Origin of the sequence: Mycobacterium sp. TY814 (assembly GCF_030755175.1) — a bacterium.
Classification (GTDB): Bacteria; Actinomycetota; Actinomycetes; order Mycobacteriales; family Mycobacteriaceae; genus Mycobacterium.
The window spans coordinates 384,982-401,999 of sequence record NZ_JAUFRY010000002.1 but is presented as its reverse complement, the minus strand read 5'-3'; the positions used below and the strand labels follow the sequence as shown (position 1 = coordinate 401,999).

General features: G+C 66.1%; 4 protein-coding genes. All 4 read right to left on the bottom strand.

Features of this window, described 5'->3' with window-relative positions:
* Positions 1 to 82: 82 nt before the first annotated feature.
* Genes QXH22_RS15625 through QXH22_RS15610 form a run of 4 tightly spaced genes read right to left on the bottom strand, consistent with a single transcriptional unit; the run spans position 83 to position 16,822 of the window.
* Positions 83 to 1,105, bottom strand: a complete 1,023-nt coding sequence (locus QXH22_RS15625) for a Gfo/Idh/MocA family oxidoreductase (protein ID WP_306276235.1) — start codon at positions 1,103 to 1,105, stop codon at positions 83 to 85.
* The gene (locus tag QXH22_RS15620; RefSeq protein WP_306276234.1) at positions 1,102 to 2,175 is read right to left on the bottom strand and encodes a saccharopine dehydrogenase NADP-binding domain-containing protein; all 1,074 of its coding nucleotides are present in this window, start codon (positions 2,173 to 2,175) and stop codon (positions 1,102 to 1,104) included. Before QXH22_RS15620 ends, QXH22_RS15625 begins: the two co-directional genes overlap by 4 nt.
* On the bottom strand, positions 2,172 to 7,661 hold the full coding sequence (locus QXH22_RS15615; protein WP_306276233.1) for a non-ribosomal peptide synthetase: 5,490 nt from the start codon (positions 7,659 to 7,661) through the stop codon (positions 2,172 to 2,174). The genes QXH22_RS15620 and QXH22_RS15615 overlap by 4 nt, the downstream gene beginning before the upstream one ends.
* Positions 7,658 to 16,822, bottom strand: a complete 9,165-nt coding sequence (locus QXH22_RS15610; RefSeq protein ID WP_306276232.1) for a non-ribosomal peptide synthetase — start codon at positions 16,820 to 16,822, stop codon at positions 7,658 to 7,660. The genes QXH22_RS15615 and QXH22_RS15610 overlap by 4 nt, the downstream gene beginning before the upstream one ends.
* Positions 16,823 to 17,018: the final 196 nt, after the last annotated feature.

Here is a 17,018-nt window from a genome sequence, read left to right as displayed (position 1 = left end):
GGGAGTGAACGGGGCTGCAGTGGCGCGGCGGCAGCCGCTGCGCTCACCCCGGGCGAACCCTCCGCGAGCGTGCGAGGTCGGGCTAGGTCAATTCGTGAGCGGAGACATACTTCGGCTCTTGTGGATCGATCCGGGTCGCCGGCCCCATCGCCGAAGTGAAATCCGACCACAACCGGACCGCTCTCACGAACCTTTGCGTGACCGGGACGGTTGAACGGTCGATCAGTTCGAGGAAATCAGCTGCCGCCAACCGAATTGCAGCCGGCCACATGTCGTTTCGAATTTGCGCCGCGGTGGGCTCGAAATCGACGCCGACCAACTCGCTGACGGGTGAGTCCGCGGTTGCAGCTTCGGCACGGGGACGCGGGTGCCACCGGGTCGAGCCGTGGGTGTGAGTCAGAACCAGTTCGCCGGCGTCAGATCCGACGGTGATGGCGTGCATCAGCCGGGCGTGGTTGTCGGGGTCAGTGGGACACAGTTCGTTCTGTATCAGCAGGTCCACGCTAACGTCGCCGAGGATGAGGCGTCCGGACACAAAAGGACCGGCACTGCGCTCGCCCGGGAAGGCCATTCTGGCCGGCGTCAGCGGGCCGATGACCATGCTGAGGATGGTGAACAAGGGATAGGCGACGTGGATCGACGATCGCGCGTGTACGTAACGGATCGGCGAGAGCCTATCGAGAGCCTTTGCGGCATTGACAAATTGGCGTACCGGCGCCAGGTGGCCATAAAAGTCGTTGACCGCGTAGTGCACAGAATTCGATTTCGCAACCCGCAACAGGGAGAGGATTTCGTCGGCATGCACGGGCTGTTCCTGCATCACGTGTACGCCACGGGCCAGAAGTTGTTCGCTGATCTGCACGCCGTCTCCGCCCACCACGCCCGAGCGCACCACCACGAAGGCGATGTCCGCATCCGGCAGATCCGCCACGTCGGTGCAGAGCGCTACGCCGAGGTTCCCGGCCAGTGCCGCCGAGGCCGGCGATCCGGTGGAGACCACCGCGATCAACTCAACAGGCGAATCGGCGGTGGCTAGAGCCTCGGCGTAGATCGCACCGAACGTCGCTCCCACCACGACGGCCCGAGGTCGCCGTCTTTCGGTCACAGCAAGCCTTCCTCGATCAGGGGTGGCACCGAATCGTCGACACAGGCTATCTCGACCCCGGGTACAGCTTCGGTCAAGAAGTCGAGCACCCGCTGCGGTTGCTCGATGCTGCAGAACGGCCGGACACCGGCCGTCATGCCGGTGACGTCCCGGGCGGCGAAGGCCGTCAACGCCCCGGTGACGCGATAGCTGTCCGGGCATGTGACGGCGACGGTGGTCTTTCCCGTGTTGCCGACTACGGCGAAATAGGGCTGCCGACCGAACAGATCCAGTTTGGCGGCCGCCAGCACACCGTCGAGATCCGCGCCGCGCTGGTCGTCGAGCGCCAGCAGCTGCATTGCCCGGGTGGTGTGCGTGCCGTCGAACACATTCAGCCACAACACATCACCGATGCCGAGCTGTTCGGCAACAGCCACAGTCTCGGCATCAAGGTGTGGGCGCACCGTCGCCGAGGCGGAGAAATGCGGCGCCGGGGCAGCGATCAGTTCAGCCCGGCCAACCCGCTCTACTACCCCGCCGCGCAGTGCGCAATTCGGGTGACTGAACGAATCGCCGAGACTGGCAAGGTATTCCAGCACCGATGCCGGCGTCAGTGGCTGCAACCCGCCACACCACACGGTGATGCCGGCGCACTCGTCCGGCCGGTGCGTGTCAAGCAGCCGTAGCACCAGGCCGGAAAGACCAGGCTGAACACCGGCCTGCAGCAATACCGGCACAGCGGGCTCGGACTCCGCGATACGGACAATTAACGCGTGGTCACCGCCCGGGTCGACGTAGGGCACTCCGGCGCCAATGACCGCACCCGCGACCGCCGCGCTGAATCGCTGTGAGGGTCCCGCGCAGTTGATCACCACGTCGCGGGTCCGTGCCGCGGCGGCAACGGCCGCGGTGTCGGTGACATCCAGTCGAATGACGTCAACCCGGTGCGCCGACGGGATGGACGCGGCGAGATCGCGCAGCCGCACCTCGTCGCGCCCGCCGAGCGTCACCGCCACATCGTCCTGTCGCGTCAGAATGTCGAGGCAGCTCGTCCCGACAGCGCCGGTGGCACCGAACAACAACGCCTTCACGTGCCGCCGGCCCAGGAATCGACCAGCAGCTTCGCGACAGATTGCGCATTCTCGCCGACCAGACAATCGAAATGCGTGCCGTCGATATCGGTTATCGTCAACTCTCCCAGGCAGTAATCGGCCCAGAATGCGGTCATGTCTTCCTGCAGCGTCGGCAGGAAGTGGATATCTCCCCGTTGACGCAGAAAGTGGATGTCGCCCAGAAACGGGTCCGCGGCGCCATGCACCACCGCCCGCAGGCTGTGGACGAAGATGCTTCGCAGCTCAGCCAGTGATTCGACGTCCCACGCCTGCCCCAGCGCCCCGGAGTCCGCAAGGCGCTTCAGCCGCGGCTCCCCCGGTTCCACGCTCCGCTGCAGGCACGCGGACAGCACGGGTTCGGCGACGCTGCGCAGGGCACCGGGCGGAATGACATCGACATACCGCGCCCGCGCCCGACTGAAAGCGCCGCGCACGGCTTCGTTGTCGACCTCCATGCCGAGGCTCGCCGGCGCCACACCCAGAATCTGCGCGAAGCAGTAGTCGAGAACGTCGTCGTCCTGCACATCAATGGGCACCCGGTAGGAACTGACGACCGTCACGGTGCCGACGGCGACGCCTGCCTCCTCCAGGCGCTTGGCCATCTCGGCGGCCAGTAATCCACCCATGCAGTAGCCGAGCAGGTGAACTTTCCTGGGCGCCAGCGCGATGATCGGTTCGCTATAACGGGCCGCCAGGGTGGTGAACAATGCCACGGGCTCAATGGTCGAGTAGCCGTCGCCCGGGACCCTGCGCAGTCCGTACAGATCCGGCACCCGGTCACCCGCGGCCAGCAGGTGCGGTGTCAGGTGGTCGTAGGGGGTCAATCCGCCGCTTCCGTCGTGCACACAGACCGCGATCTCGGTCTCCGGGGTAAAGCCTTGTCCCGCACCGAGGTACACCAGCGGTGAGCCGGCACCGCCGGCCGCCGGGTCCGCCCCGTCCGGCGCCGAAGACGTGCCGGGCCGCTGCACCGCGTCGGCCGCCGCACCCAGGGTGGGATTGGACACCATCGCGCGCAGCAGATCGTCCCAGGCCAGGCCGGCGGCTTCGGTGATCTCGCGACGGATTCTGCCGATCGCTTGAGCCATCAGCAGCGAATCTCCCCCCAGGGCGAAGAAGTCCGAGCGGGGCGACATCTGACTGACGTCCACTCCCAGTACCGACGACCAGATCTGGGCAATGCGGGCTTGCATCTCGTCCAGGTTCAGCTGCTGCCCACCCACGGCGCTGCCGCCCGCGCGGGCAGCGAAGCGGAGCGCCTGCAGTTCTGCGGTCACCGCAGCCCGGTCGATCTTGCCGTTGGCCGTGATCGGCAGCGTGGGCAGCGAGATCAGTTGCTGCGGAACCATATAGCTCGGCAGCAGCCGTCGGGCACCCTCGATCAACTCCGTGGGCACTAAGACGCGGGCCCCGGACGCTGAATCACACCAGAACACGTGCTGGCCGAGCAACGCCAAAGGATGATCGGACGGCGGGAAACTGTGGACCGCACCGAACGGTGACCGCTGCAGCGCATCCTCCCACTGTGCGTAGCTGAGAAATGCCGAGTTCGTTCCCGCCCGGGCATCGGAAAAGCCGTGCAGCCCTTCCTTGAACTCCATCGAAATCATCAGCGGGTGATTGACCGCTGTGGCGTCGATAAAGACCAATGACCCGCCGGGTGCCAGCAGTCGGTGCAACGCGCCGAGCGCATCGTCGATGTTCACCGCATTGTGCAACACGTTGGCGCAGACGATGACGTCGAACGAGGCGGGGGCGAAACCCTGCACCGCAGCCTGCCGATTGATGTCGAAGAGTCGATAGTCGATAAAATCGTGCTCCGCGAACAGGTTTCGGGCCCGGGCCAGGAAGAAGTTCGACACGTCGGTGAAGACGTAGTGCACGGGATAGGGCGCAAGCGCGGTGATGAGCCCCGCGCTGGTGCCGCCCACCCCGGCGCCCACCTCCAGGACGCGCAGGGGCCGCCGCGGAGTCGCCTGACTGTTGCGGGCGGCACGCGCGGTAAGGCCGGACACCACGAGTTGATTGGTGTATCTGCTGACCAGGTTGTCCCGGTAGGCAGCCGTCGCGGTGTCGACGGTGCCCTCGGGAAAGAGCAACTGCAGGGGATCGACGGTGCCTGACAACAATCCGGGCAGATGGTGGATGCATTCGCCCACATAGGCCAGCAGGTCGTCGCCGTAGTCGACCTCCGCTCCTAACTCGCGTACCCGCTGCCACTGCGCTTCACAATCGGAAAGTTCGGATTTCTCAACAATTTCCAGGTGCGATCCGGTGTGCATTGTCACTCGGCCGTCATCAACCAGCGCGTCGAGCCAGCGCCGGAGCAGGCGCTGCAGACGTTCGGGCAGCGACAAACGCTGGGCCAGTTCACTCACCGTGACGCGCTCACCAGGAGGTACCGCCGAGCCCAGCGCCGCGCACATGCTCGACAGCGCGGCCTCGCGCGCTGCGGTACCGAAGGCGAGCAGCTTCTCGATTTCCAGACCCTCGGTCTGGTGCCGGTGGACCTTGTTCAGATCGCGGAGCACTTCATCTGCGGCGCAACGCCGCTCGGTGAGCTCGTCGGGACCTGCGGCATCGGGGACCACCGCGGCGGCCAGGATCCGGTCATGGGGTGCGCCGCCGACAGCAGCACTCACCGCGGCGTGTACACCGGGCAGGTCCGACAGTGCCGCGTCCACTTCCGCCAATTCGATGCGGTGGCCCCGGATCTTGACCTGGTTGTCCCGGCGGCCGAGCAGTTCGATCACACCCTCGTCGGTGACTCGGCCGTAATCGCCGGTCCGGTACAGGCGGGCACCGGATACGGGATGGGTGATGAACGCCGCCGCGGTACGGGCGGGGTCGCCGAGATACCCCTGGGCAAGGCCCACTCCCCCGATGTGGATCTCACCGACCTGCCACGTGGCCGCCGGTTCGCCACGGTGGGTCAGGACATGCACGCTCTGATTGCGCATGGCCGTGCCGTACGGGACGCTGCGCGCATACCGGCGGCTGTCCAATTGGTGGCAGATCGACCAGATGGCTGCCTCGGTGGCACCACCGAGGCTCAACATCGAAGCTCCCGGCGCGAAGGCGGCGATCTGCCTGGGTTGGGTCACCGGAATCCAGTCACCGGACAACATGATCCGCCGCAGCGCGGGCAGCGTCTGCCTTCCCTCAGCCTGGTCCAGCAGCAGTTGCATCTGCGCTGGGACCGAATTCCAGACAGTGACGCCGTGGGTGACCATTGCGTCCAGCCAGGACAGCGGATTGTTGCGCTCGCTGCCTGCGGCAAACACGACGGCACCGCCGACGGCCAGTAAGCCGAAGATGTTGTACACCGACAGATCGAAAGTGTGCTGCGACACGGCCATCACCGAGTCACTCGCACCGATACCGAGGCGATCGTTCACATCGTCGACCGTGTTCACCGCGGCACGGTGACTCACCATGACTCCCTTGGGAGTTCCGGTCGAGCCCGATGTGAAGATCACATAGGCCGTGTCATCCGACGACGGGGCCGTGGGCTGCGGCTCATCGGCGGCCCGGGGCGACCACGTCGCCGGATCTGCAAGCATCTCGTCGATGGGCCCGCCCGGCTGACACAATGCGGCCAGCGAACATTGCTCGGCGATCTGCGCGATCCGGTGATCCGGCCACATCACGTCGAGCGGCACGTAGGCCGCGCCGGCCAGCACGGTGCCGAGGATGGCCGCCACCTGACGCCGCCCTTCCGGCAGGCGGATCCCGACGTAATCCCCGACGCCGACATCGGACAGCTGCGCTGCGACCGCACGGGCGGCGGCCAGCAACTGGCCGTACGTGGTAGCCTCGTCGCCGTGCCGGATAGCCACCGCGTCCGGCGTCTGCGCCGCGTGGCGCAGAAAGCCGGCATGGAGCAACGCCGCGTCGTCAGGCTCAGGCATCGACGCTGATTCGGGTGCCACGGCCGGCAGTACGGGGCGATCCCAGGCACCGGCGTCCGCGCTCAACGTCTGCAGCACATCCCGAAAATCGGCGAAGGCTCGGTCGAGCACCTCGTCGCTTATTCCCCCGTCGCGGCTGTCCCAGTTGATCTCACAGCCGCCGTCGATCTCGAAAATCTGGCAGTCCAGCAACACCTGAGGTGTCTGGCTCAGCCCGCGGCCCGGTATCGGTCGCAGGAAGGATGCGTTGGCTCCGAGGTCCTGCTGGGCCGCAGCACCCAGGGTCGACGTCAGCACCACCGGTGAGTGCTCACCCCGGTTCTCATCGCTGCGGGCAAGCATGCGGGCCACCTCCACGCCGCTGACGCCGGCGTGGTCCATGTCCTCGAACAGTCGCGCCCCGATCCTCCGCAGCAACTCACCGAAGGTGCGCTGCCCACGCACGTCGACTTCCAGAGCACTGGTACCGGTGAAGTCACCGACCAGCCGACCCACCGATGCAGCGAACGGGTACCGGGCCATCGTGGTCAGCGTCAGCAGGAAGTGGTCACGGTCGCCGTAACGGCCCAGCACGGTGCTGAACGCCGTCGTCATCGCCACGCTCGCCGTGGCGCCACGGGCGGTTGCGTGGCGAGTGAAAGCGGCGAACTGCTCAGCCGACAGCCGAATCGCGCGCCGTGTGAAGGTGGGCGCGAGCGTTTCCGCGGAGCCGGCGTCCGCCGGCGGGATCGGCAGCGAAATCGGCGGCGGAAGCTGCTCGAGTCGGGCCTGCCAATAGTCCAGGTCTCGTTGCCGGCGCGTCGATCCCGCGACCGAGTCACGGTGCCGAGTGACGTTCAGCAGGTAGTCACGAAAGCTGAAATCAACTGGCGGGGGCGCGTATTCGGGGTCCAGCAGGCACTGCCCAAAGTCCGTCATGAGGATGAAGATGCTGACGAAATCGGCGATCAGCAGATCCACCGACACGTGCACCACGCTGTCGTGCGGACCGATGGTGACCACGATGTCATACATCGGGCCCTCACCGAGTGGGTAGGTGCGATTGCGAAGTTCCTCGGAGGTCCGGGCGCGCACAACGGCTATCTGCTGCTCGTCGGGGCTCTCGTGGACCGCCAGGCCATCCGGAAGATCGGGGCAGATGACCTGGTATCCGTCTGGATGCACCACGCAGCGCAACATGTCGTGGGTGTCCACGACCTTCCGCCAGGCCGACCGATACGCTTGTGCGCCCGGCCTCGCGATGCCGTGATCGACGGCGAACTCCGCATAGCCGTGGCAGCCGACGCCGCCCCAGCGAAATGCCGAGGTGCGTCCCAGCGAATACGCCGCCTGCACGTCGGTCAGAGGGAAAGGCTCGAAGCGGTCCTGCGGCGCCCGCACCAGCTGCGCCTCGCGGGTCAGCTCCGCGATGAGATCTGTTTTGGCGGCGGATAACTGGGCTTTGAGTGCCGCATCGAGTACGCCCTGCGGCGCCCGGAAGCGCAGGTTCTCGCCGTCCACCCAGAGGCGCACCCCGATGCGTCGCATGTGGGCGATCAGGTCCGCCGCACTCATAACACACCCTCTTCGAAGTCGACGTCGTCGCCGGGCGCCTGATCACCCTCGCTCACGGTGGCCGCGGTCGCGAGTGCGGCGGCGAACTCGCCGAGTACCGGGCGCTCGAACAACAGTCGCAGTGTCGCAGTGGCCGATACCTCCCGGCTGAGTTGCTCCACCACTCTGGTAGCAGTAGCCGAATCGCCACCCAGCAGAAAGAAGTTGTCGCCCGGTTCGACCCTGGGCAGACCCAGCGCGCCGGCACACACTCGCAAGACCCGATCGACGAACTCATCCCCGGTTCCGGGCGATTGAGCTGCGGAGGCAGGCACAGCCAGGGCGCTCACCAGGCCTTCGACCATCAGATCGAGGTAACGCCGAGCGTCGGTCGTCGAAATCGCTTGCGTAACAAAGTCCCACGAGAGAGCCAGCGCGCCGGAGCGCTCCCACATCTGGAAGTCCAGCACCGTCTGCGGGGTTTGCGAGAGGCCATAGACCAACTCACCGAACTCGAATGATGACCGGCTCGACGTATCCACCAAGCCGAGTCCGCTGGTGAATACCACGGGATACACCGCTTGTCCCGGTATGCCGTGGTGACGCAGCAACTCGCGCTGCAGCCAGACCGCGTCTGCGGAACGATGCGGAAGGTCGGTCAGCAGTTGCCGCTGCAGGCGGCGGGCCTGTTCCCATATCGACACGCCCGGATCGATACGGCACTCCAGCAACAGCAGGGAGGTGAAATCGCCTATCACGTCTGCGATTCCGGGAACGTCGGGATCGCGGTCGAAGAGGGTGACGTTGACGCAGAAATGCGTGGCGCCGGCCCACTGCGCCAGCACTCGCGCGTAGTGGGCCAGCAGGAACGACGCCGCCGTGACACGCTCCGAGCGGCACCGCCGGGTGATCCTCTGCCAATCATCCTGCGGAACAACGGCGGTTGCCCGCTCGAACGTCGGCTTGTCGATGTCGAGGAGCAGCCCCATGTCGGCCAGTTCCGGCGCGCGCGGCAGCGACGGCAGGCGCGAGCGCCAGTAGTCGCGGCTGGCCGCCAGCGCGGGCAGCTCCGACTCGTCCGCGTCCGGCCACAATTCGGGGTGGCTACCGACATACCGCGCGAAAGAGGTGCGCAACGTGGGCAGTTCGTCAGGACTTCCGTTGCGGTAGAGGTAGTCGAGTTGCCCGAGGGCGATCATCATGCTGGTGCCGTCCAGCATGATGTTGTCCATGCTGATGCCGACCGTGGTCCTGCCGTCTTCGGCCGTCTCGATCCCGACATCGATACCGGGTCGCGTGAGGAGGTCGATGACCTGGTCGCGCATCCGCGCGCGCACGTCGGCACAGTCAGAGATCACGGGTTCGATGGGCGCCGAGTGGACCACGGCGCGGCGGGCCGAGGGCCCCCCGGTCACGGTGGTGCGCAATCCGGGGTGATACGAGATAAGTTGACGCACAGCCGATTCGAACCTCGGTCGGTCGAGGCTAGTCGCTTCGAACTCGAAATAGCAGTGTGCCGCAACGCCGCTGAGCAGGAAACCACCCTCCCGCCCAGCCAGATACGCCTGCTGGACGACAGTGAGGGGGTACTCGTTGTCGTCGAGGGCCTGCGCCGCGCTCACTACCGGCTGCGGTACACCCGGGGCGCCGGCTTGTGCGGCCAACTCACCGAGAACCGGATAGTTGAACAGGTCGACAAGAGCCAGCCCGGTGAAGCCGGCGGCCCGCAGATCGGCATAGACGCGGGTGGCTACCAGACTGTCGGCGCCAAGCAGGAAGAAGTCGTCGTCAGCGGTGGGCATGGGAATGTTCAGGTGCCGCTGCCAGATACCGCCAATCATGGCCAGCGCCGCCTCGTCGAGCGGACGATTTGGCACCGGCGCCGATGGTGCGGAGCGGGCGCGTGGGGCCCGCCGCACCGGCGTGCCACCCGCTCGGCGGGCGATGATGATCAGACCCGGACCGTCCTGCGTCATCTGCGCCGGTTGCCAACCGTGCTGGGCCACGAAGCGCCACCACTGGTCGGCCGCTAACAGTGAGTCCGATTCAGGCGCAAGCAGATCGGGGTTGAGGACTGCCGCGCTGGCCAGGGTCGCCGCGGTGATCTCACAGTTCTCGGCGATCCAGAGCCACCCGCCATCTGAGACCGTGAGGGCCTCGAGCACAGGCCCCGCGTCTTCCAGCTGATGCAAGGAACCACAACAGATCACCACGTCGGCTTCCGTAGCCGCCAGCTGCTCGGCGGCCGCGAGGTGTCGTGTGGGCGCACCGATGTGCCTGCCGGCGGCGATCTCCGCGAGCACCGCATTGGGTTCGAAGCAGACGTACTCGTCGACCACCGCGCCGACCGTCTCGGCAATGCGCTGGGAAATCAAGCCGGTACGGGAACCCACTTCGGCGATGCGCAGCCGCCGTCCCAGCCGGCGGGCGTGGGTGAAGATCCGTTCGGCAAGATCGTCGAACGCTTCCCGCATGCGGTCCTCGGCGAGCAGCATCGCTTCCGGCGCTAATTGCGGATCCCCGACCAGCGTGCGTGCCGATGCCGCCCCGGTGACGATGTCGGCCAGTCTGCGCGCCGCGCGTTGGGTATCCGGACCGCCCGCCGCACCGTTCCCTCGCTGCTGCCACCGACGGAACAGGGGCACGTACTCGGGACGGACGCGGCCGGGGTCGCACAGGTTCGCCGCCGCGGCGATCACTGCGCTCGCCCAGCCCGCGTCAGAAGGCTGCTCGGGCAGGTCCCGCCCGCGGGATGTGGGCACCACCGCGCCCGTGCGCCCGGCGTAGCGGCACACCGCCTGTTCGAACCGCGTGAAGGCGGCGGTCAGTGGTTCGTCGTCGATGATGCCTTGGGCCGTGTCCCAGCTGACCCGAATGCCGCCGTTGTCGTCCTCGACCTGGCAGTCCAACCACACTCCGGGAGTCTGGGTCAAAGTGCTGACCTTCGACAGTTGCGCCGTCCAATACGGGGCGAGACCAACCGTGCTGGTGAACACTACCGGGTAGCCCGGCGACCCGGCGGCCCGCAGCGTGGCCAACAGTCCGGTCGCGTCACTGTCGTCGGAGACCGCGCGCCACAGTTCGGCCTGAGCGGCGGTGACCGCGTCCGGCGAGCCCGGCTGAACCTCGCCGTAGTCAACCTCGCACAGCGCCAGTCGGGTGAAGTTGCCCAGCACTTCACGCTCAACGGGTGCGTAGGCCGGGCGGTGGGTCTTGGGGACTACGACCGCGAATCGCTCCCCGGCACCTATCGAGGCAAGCGCATCGGTGAAGGCCTCGAAAACCAAGGCGGTTGGTGTCGCCCGTAGTTCCGCTGCGCGATCGCGCAGTGCTCTCGCCTCATCGGGCCCCAGAGAGAAACTCGACCGCTCGAAGATCACCCGGGCCGGGGGACCGGCCGGGTGGGCCGCCACCGGCAGCGTCGGGGCCGCCACCGGCAGCGTCGGGGCCGGCACGCTGTAATCCTGGCTCTCCCCCCGGTCGCCGCCCTGCCTTTCGGCGGCGAAGCGCGCGAACACGTCAGCCGTGACATCGACGTCGAGAAGCCGCGGCGTCTGCTGGTAGTCGGCGATGATGGTCGCGAGCACCGTCGCCAGGCTGCGGGCGTCCAGGCTCAGGTAGTTGATCAGCAAACCGACGTACCGCGACGAACCCGTCAGCGCGAAACACTGCACAACCGGCACCGTCCGCGGATCGAACACCGCGCCGGCCATGTGTTCCATCAGGGCCTCGGGGCCGACGCCGGCGACGACGTTGACCGCCACCGGCGGGGCGTCGCTATGCACACGCTGATGGGTGTCGTCATCCAGCGCGCAGCGCAATACCGCGAACTCCGCCACACAGGCACTGACTACGTCGCCGAAGCGGTCGAGGTCGACACGGCCGCCGAGCCCCTCGGCGGCCAGAACGATCGCAAAAGATGTTGGCGCAACAGAGGTTCCGTGCAGACCAGCACTGCCGAGCACGTACGCTTGCTGCAGCCGGGTGAGCGGGAATGCCTCATCCCCGAGCAGCATGGGGCCGGCAGGCTCGCCGTCATGCGGTTGCGCGCCGACCAGGCAGACCGAACTGAATTCGCCGAGCGTCTGACGACCGAGCAGCTGCCCTACGGTGGCGCCCTTCACTCCCTTGCGTTTCAGCAGGGCGGCTACCTGCGTCGCACGCAGACTGTCACCGCCATGGGCGAAGAAATTGTCGGTCCGGCTCGTGATAGCGGTGCCCAGCACCTCCGACCAGACTTGGGCGACCAACCTTTCGACCGCGTTGAGGTCGGCGGCCGGCTGTCGATCCCTACCCGAGCGGGCAAACTCCTCCAGTTCCGTTGTCACCCAGCGGCGATCGATCTTGCCGTTCCCCGTGAGCGGCAGCTCCGAGCAGGGCATGATCACTCGCGGAATCATGTACTGCGGCAGACGTTCTGCCAGGTACTCCCGCAACTCGACAGCCTCGGCATCGGTGAACTCCGCGACACCGAGATCACCAACGAGGATGGCTCCCAGCGCCGTATTGCCCTGAATCGGCACCACTGCCGCGTTCTCGACCACCGGATGCTCGCGCAGCACGTGCTCGATCTCACCGCACTCCACCCGGTGGCCGCCGATCTTGACCTGTGAATCGATCCGGCCCAGGAACTGCAAGGTCCCGTCGTGCCAGTAACAGCCCAGATCACCGGTTCGATACCAGCGGATTCCGTTCTCGTCCAACACAAATCGCTCGGCGGTCAATTCCGGGTCGTGGTGATACCCCTGCGCGACGCCTGCTCCACCGATCCACAACTCACCCGCCACATAGTCGGGTCGGTCGCGTCCGTCGTTGTCGACGACCCGGAACATCTGGTTGCACAGCGGGTATCCGTACGGCACCGACACCCATTCAGGATCGAGATCGGCATCCGGCGGTAGCACGAACTCGTTCGACCAGATCGCGGCCTCGGTAGCACCGCCCATGGCGACCAGGCGCGCCCGGGGCGCGGCATGATGCAGCCGCTTCGGCATATCTAACGGAATCCAGTCACCGGAGAGGAACACCGACCTCAGGCTCGGCAGCACATCGCGGCCTCGACCCGCGGCGATCAACAGCATGTCCAGCAGTGCGGGAACCGAATTCCACACCGTAACCACAAATTCGTTGACCAGCGTGGCCCAGTGGAACGCGTCGCGGCGGGACTGCTCGGAGATGGTCACCATACTTGCACCGCAGCTGAGCGGACCGAAAATATCGTAGACGCTGAGGTCGAAATCCAGTGCCGATACTGCGAGCACCACATCAGTCGCGCCAATCCCGTTGCGGCGGTTGACGTCCACAATGGTGTTCAATGCCGCCGCATGCGACATCAGGACACCCTTGGGTTCACCGGTGGACCCTGATGTGTAGATCACGTAGGCCGTGTCGTCCGGATCGACGCGAACCGGCTCCGCCGCCACGCACTCGATCATCGACTCGATGTCGTGGATCAACAGAGCCGCGGAGACACTGCCGCAGTGGGTCTCTTTCGAGCGAATCAGCCCCGACATCCCGGAGATGCTGCAGATTCTGGCGAACCGGTCTGCGGGCTGGTCGACTCCGACCGGGAGGTAGCTGCAGCCCGCCATCAACACTCCGAGTGCGGCCACCACCTGGGCGGGCCCCTTGGGCAGCTGTATGCCGACAATCGAACCAGGGGCGTGTCGTTGAATCAGCACTCCCGCGACACGACGAGCGTGCTCATCGAGCGCACCGTAAGCCAACTGCGGCTGCAGGTTGGCGATAGGGTCACGGTAGGTTCCATCGTCGAATTCGCCTGCCGTCCAACGCAACGCAACTTTGGCCGGATCGCTGCGCGCCTGTTCGCGAAACGCATCGAAGAGCAAACCCGCCGGCCGCGCCGCCGTCGTGGCATTGCGCCGCTGCCGTACCAGCTGAGAATGGTGCGGGAGTTCGATGGCCGCCGGAGTCGACCAGTCATGGCTGCCGAGAGCTTCCAACAGACCGACGTAGGCGTCGAACATGTCCGTGACAACGCCGGCGGGAAAGCAACCCGCTCGGTAATCCCACGACACGACGAGGTTGTCGCCCACGACCCCCACCTGGTTGTCGATCAGCACCTGCGGAGTCATCGACGACACGTGACTGACGGCACCGAGAGTGTCGACATCCCGCGTGGGCAGGACCGTGGTCTCCCCCGCATAGGTGAACACCACCGGCGCCATACCGCTGTGTCCGGTACCGGCTCTCAACTGAGCCGCGAGCAGTTCGGCGGACTCGGGTGCGGCCAGGGCCAACCGCAGCCCCTGCTGAGCACCGTGGACCAAATCGAGAACGGTGGTCGGCTCCGGCAGCGCGCATCGGTAGAGATGGGTTCGGGTGAAATCGCCGACCACATCCGGTATGCCGGGCGGGCGCCCGAACGTGGTGACGTTGACCAGAAAATCCTCGGCGTTGCTCCAGTGCCGCAGCACCAGAGAGTAGGCGGCCAGAAACGCCGCTGCGCGGGTGACGCCGTGCGCCCGGCAGCTTTCGTCCAGTCTCACCATCGCGGTGGTACTCAGCGTGTGTTGCCGGCGCCGGAACGCGATCTCGCGCTCTTCGGTCCATGGCAGCTGCGGGCATTCGGGGAGCGGTTCCACCGAGCTCGTCAGCAGCGCCGAAGCGGACCGGACTGCGCTCCCCCGGTCGCCCAAGTATGTTGGCAATGGCGGCAATTCGTCGCCCCGGTACAGCGCGGCCAGGTCGCTCAGAATGATCCCGATACTGGTCAGGTCGGCAATGATCAAGTTGATCGCGAAGTGCAGGACGCAACTCTCAGGTAACCGGGTGAGTTCGACTCGCCACGTGTCACCCGTTTCGATGTCAAAGTGGTGCGTGCGCAGCCTGGTGCGTACCTCGTCGAGGTGAAGTCTGTGCTCGGTGCCGGCACCGCGGGTCAGATCGTGCACCGGCACCGGAGAATGCAGATTCTCCGGGGCGATGTGAGCGCGCTCAGGGTCGGGAAACGTGCTGCGCAACATCGGATGTCGACGCACCAGCGCGTCGAGCGCCGCGTTGAGACGCTCCGGGTCGATCGCGGCTCCGCTCAGTTCGAAGTAGGTTTGACAGCCCACGCCGCCCAGCGGCTGCTCGGTGCTGCGGCCGATCCAATAGGCGCGCTGCAGCGCTGTGGTTGCGAAGGTGTCGGACGCCTCGTCGGCCCGGACGGGCGGTTGGCTGATTGGAGCGGCATCGAAGAGCTGCTGCCAGTGGCGCAGCGCCGGTTCGGCGTACAACTGACCGAAGTCCAGATGCCGTGACCGCGTGAGGGCCCATTCGACAACCTGCGCGGTCATCACCGATGTCAGGCCCAGTGCGATCAGATCGGAGTCGCTGTCGAGGTCATGCACATGAATGCCGAGCAGGGCCGCAACGCACTCGGCCAGCTCGGTCGCCGGCGGGCGCGCGTGCGACGGACCAGAAGCGATCGATGCCTCATAGACGACCTCGAATCGTCCGGACTCGAGCATCCCCAGAGCCTTGCGCCGCCTGATTTTCCCGGACGTCGTTCTGGGCAGCACGCGCGGACGGACCCAGATGATGCGTTCCGGCGCGGTCTGATGCGCCGACAGAATCCGCCGTCGCAGCACCCGACTGATGTCGCCCAGATCTTCGGCGGGATCCGCGGTTTCCGCGATCAGCCACCAGCTGTCGGATGCCTCGGGCTGGACGGCGCAGGCGCCGCCGCTGTCCACTCCGCAGCGCGATTCTTCGACGGTCGACTCGATGTCGTTGGGGAAGTAGTTGCCGCCGCCCACAATGATCAGATCGCGATAGCGACCGCAGATGTAGAGCTCGCCGCTGCTGAAGAAACCCGCGTCCCCGGTTCGCAGATAAGGTCCCGCGCCGTCGGAGGTGGTGGCTCCGAAAATCTCGGCCGTCGCCTCGGGCCTACGCCAGTAACCGTCCGGAAGTCCGCTGCCTCCTACCCAGATCTCGCCCACCTCGCCGTCGGGGACGACCGTACGGCGCTCGGGATCGACGATCCGCACGTCCCATCCCAGCGTGCTGTCGCCACAACTGACCAGCGTCCGGGTGCGCCGTGCCTCAGCCGACGACGAAACCTCTACCGCGCGTCCACGATTGAGCTGCTCGGAATCGAAGCTTGCCTGCACCCACCGGCGCGGCTTGAGGGTTCCCGCGACGCCGAGGCCGGCCTCGGCCAGACCGTATTGTGGCACCAGAACGTCGTCTCGCAGACCGGCCGATCGAAATTTCTCCACGAAACCGCTCAACGTGGTCGGGCGCACCGGCTCTGCTCCATTGGTGGCCAGGTGCAGGCAGGAGAGATCCAGAGCGGCCACCGCCGCGTCGTCGAACGCATCGATGCAGAGTCGGTAAGCGAAGTCCGGCCCGGCGATCCAGTTCCCGCGTACGCGATCGACCGTTTCCAGCCAGATTCGCGGGTTGCGCACGAAATCGAATGGCGGGATGAGCGTGGCACTGCCGCCGGTTGTCAGCGCCAGCATCACGCCCCAGAAGATGCCCATGTCGTGATAGAGCGGCAGCCAACTGACGGTGTGGATGTCCTCATTGCGGTTCCACATCGCATCACCGCACACGCGTTGGTACATGACCGACTCATGGGTGTTGACAATGCCTTTCGGTTCTCCGGTGGAGCCCGATGTGTACTGCAGGAACGCGATGTGCCCGACGGGCGACGCAGGACCGGCCGCCGGCCGTTGCGCGTCCTGGGCCTCGGAGTCCGGCGTGCGCAGGGCAAGACCACCCAAGGCGGGATCACGTCCGATCACATCGACGAGTTCGGCGCTGGTGTACACGGCAGCGGGTTCGCAGTCCTGCAAAATATGGTGAGCTCGGCGCAGGAACCGTTCCGGGGCGTCGGCAGCGGGCAGATACAACGGCACCGGAATGAGTCCGGCCTCAAGTGCCGCGAGAAATCCGGCGACATAGTCGCCATCGCCGGCTTGCGCCATCACCAATCGCGAACCGGGTAGCAGGTCGGCGAAGGCACCGTCGCGGATCTGACTCACCCGTTCCCACAACCGCCGGTAGGACCACACGTCCGTGCCGTCCGTCTGGACCATGCGCAGCGCGACCGCCTCGGGGCGTCGACGAACCCAATCCGCGATCACCTCGTTGATGCGGAGACCGCCGATCGGTCCCCGTAGCCGGTTCTGCACGAACTGAGCCCTTTCGGTTTCGGGCGTCGCCATCCCAGTCACCGAGGATGCAACCTCAATATTGCTCCGGTCCCGGTGGACTCCGTTGTTTGCCCCAGCGCTGGTTATCGCAGGAGGTTCGGTCGTCATGGCATTGAAACCCTTCCCACTGACGAATCCTCCGACACGACCAAGCAAGGTTTGACAAACCTCAGCGCTAGAGGCAATTTATAACATGAAAATCATGTTC

Bases quoted from the DNA above. Each gene is read 5' to 3' on its own strand.
- QXH22_RS15615 (WP_306276233.1), bottom strand. From the start codon at position 7,661: ATGAGTGCGGCGGACCTGATCGCCCACATGCGACGCATCGGGGTGCGC.
- QXH22_RS15610 (WP_306276232.1), bottom strand. From the start codon at position 16,822: ATGGCGACGCCCGAAACCGAAAGGGCTCAGTTCGTGCAGAACCGGCTA.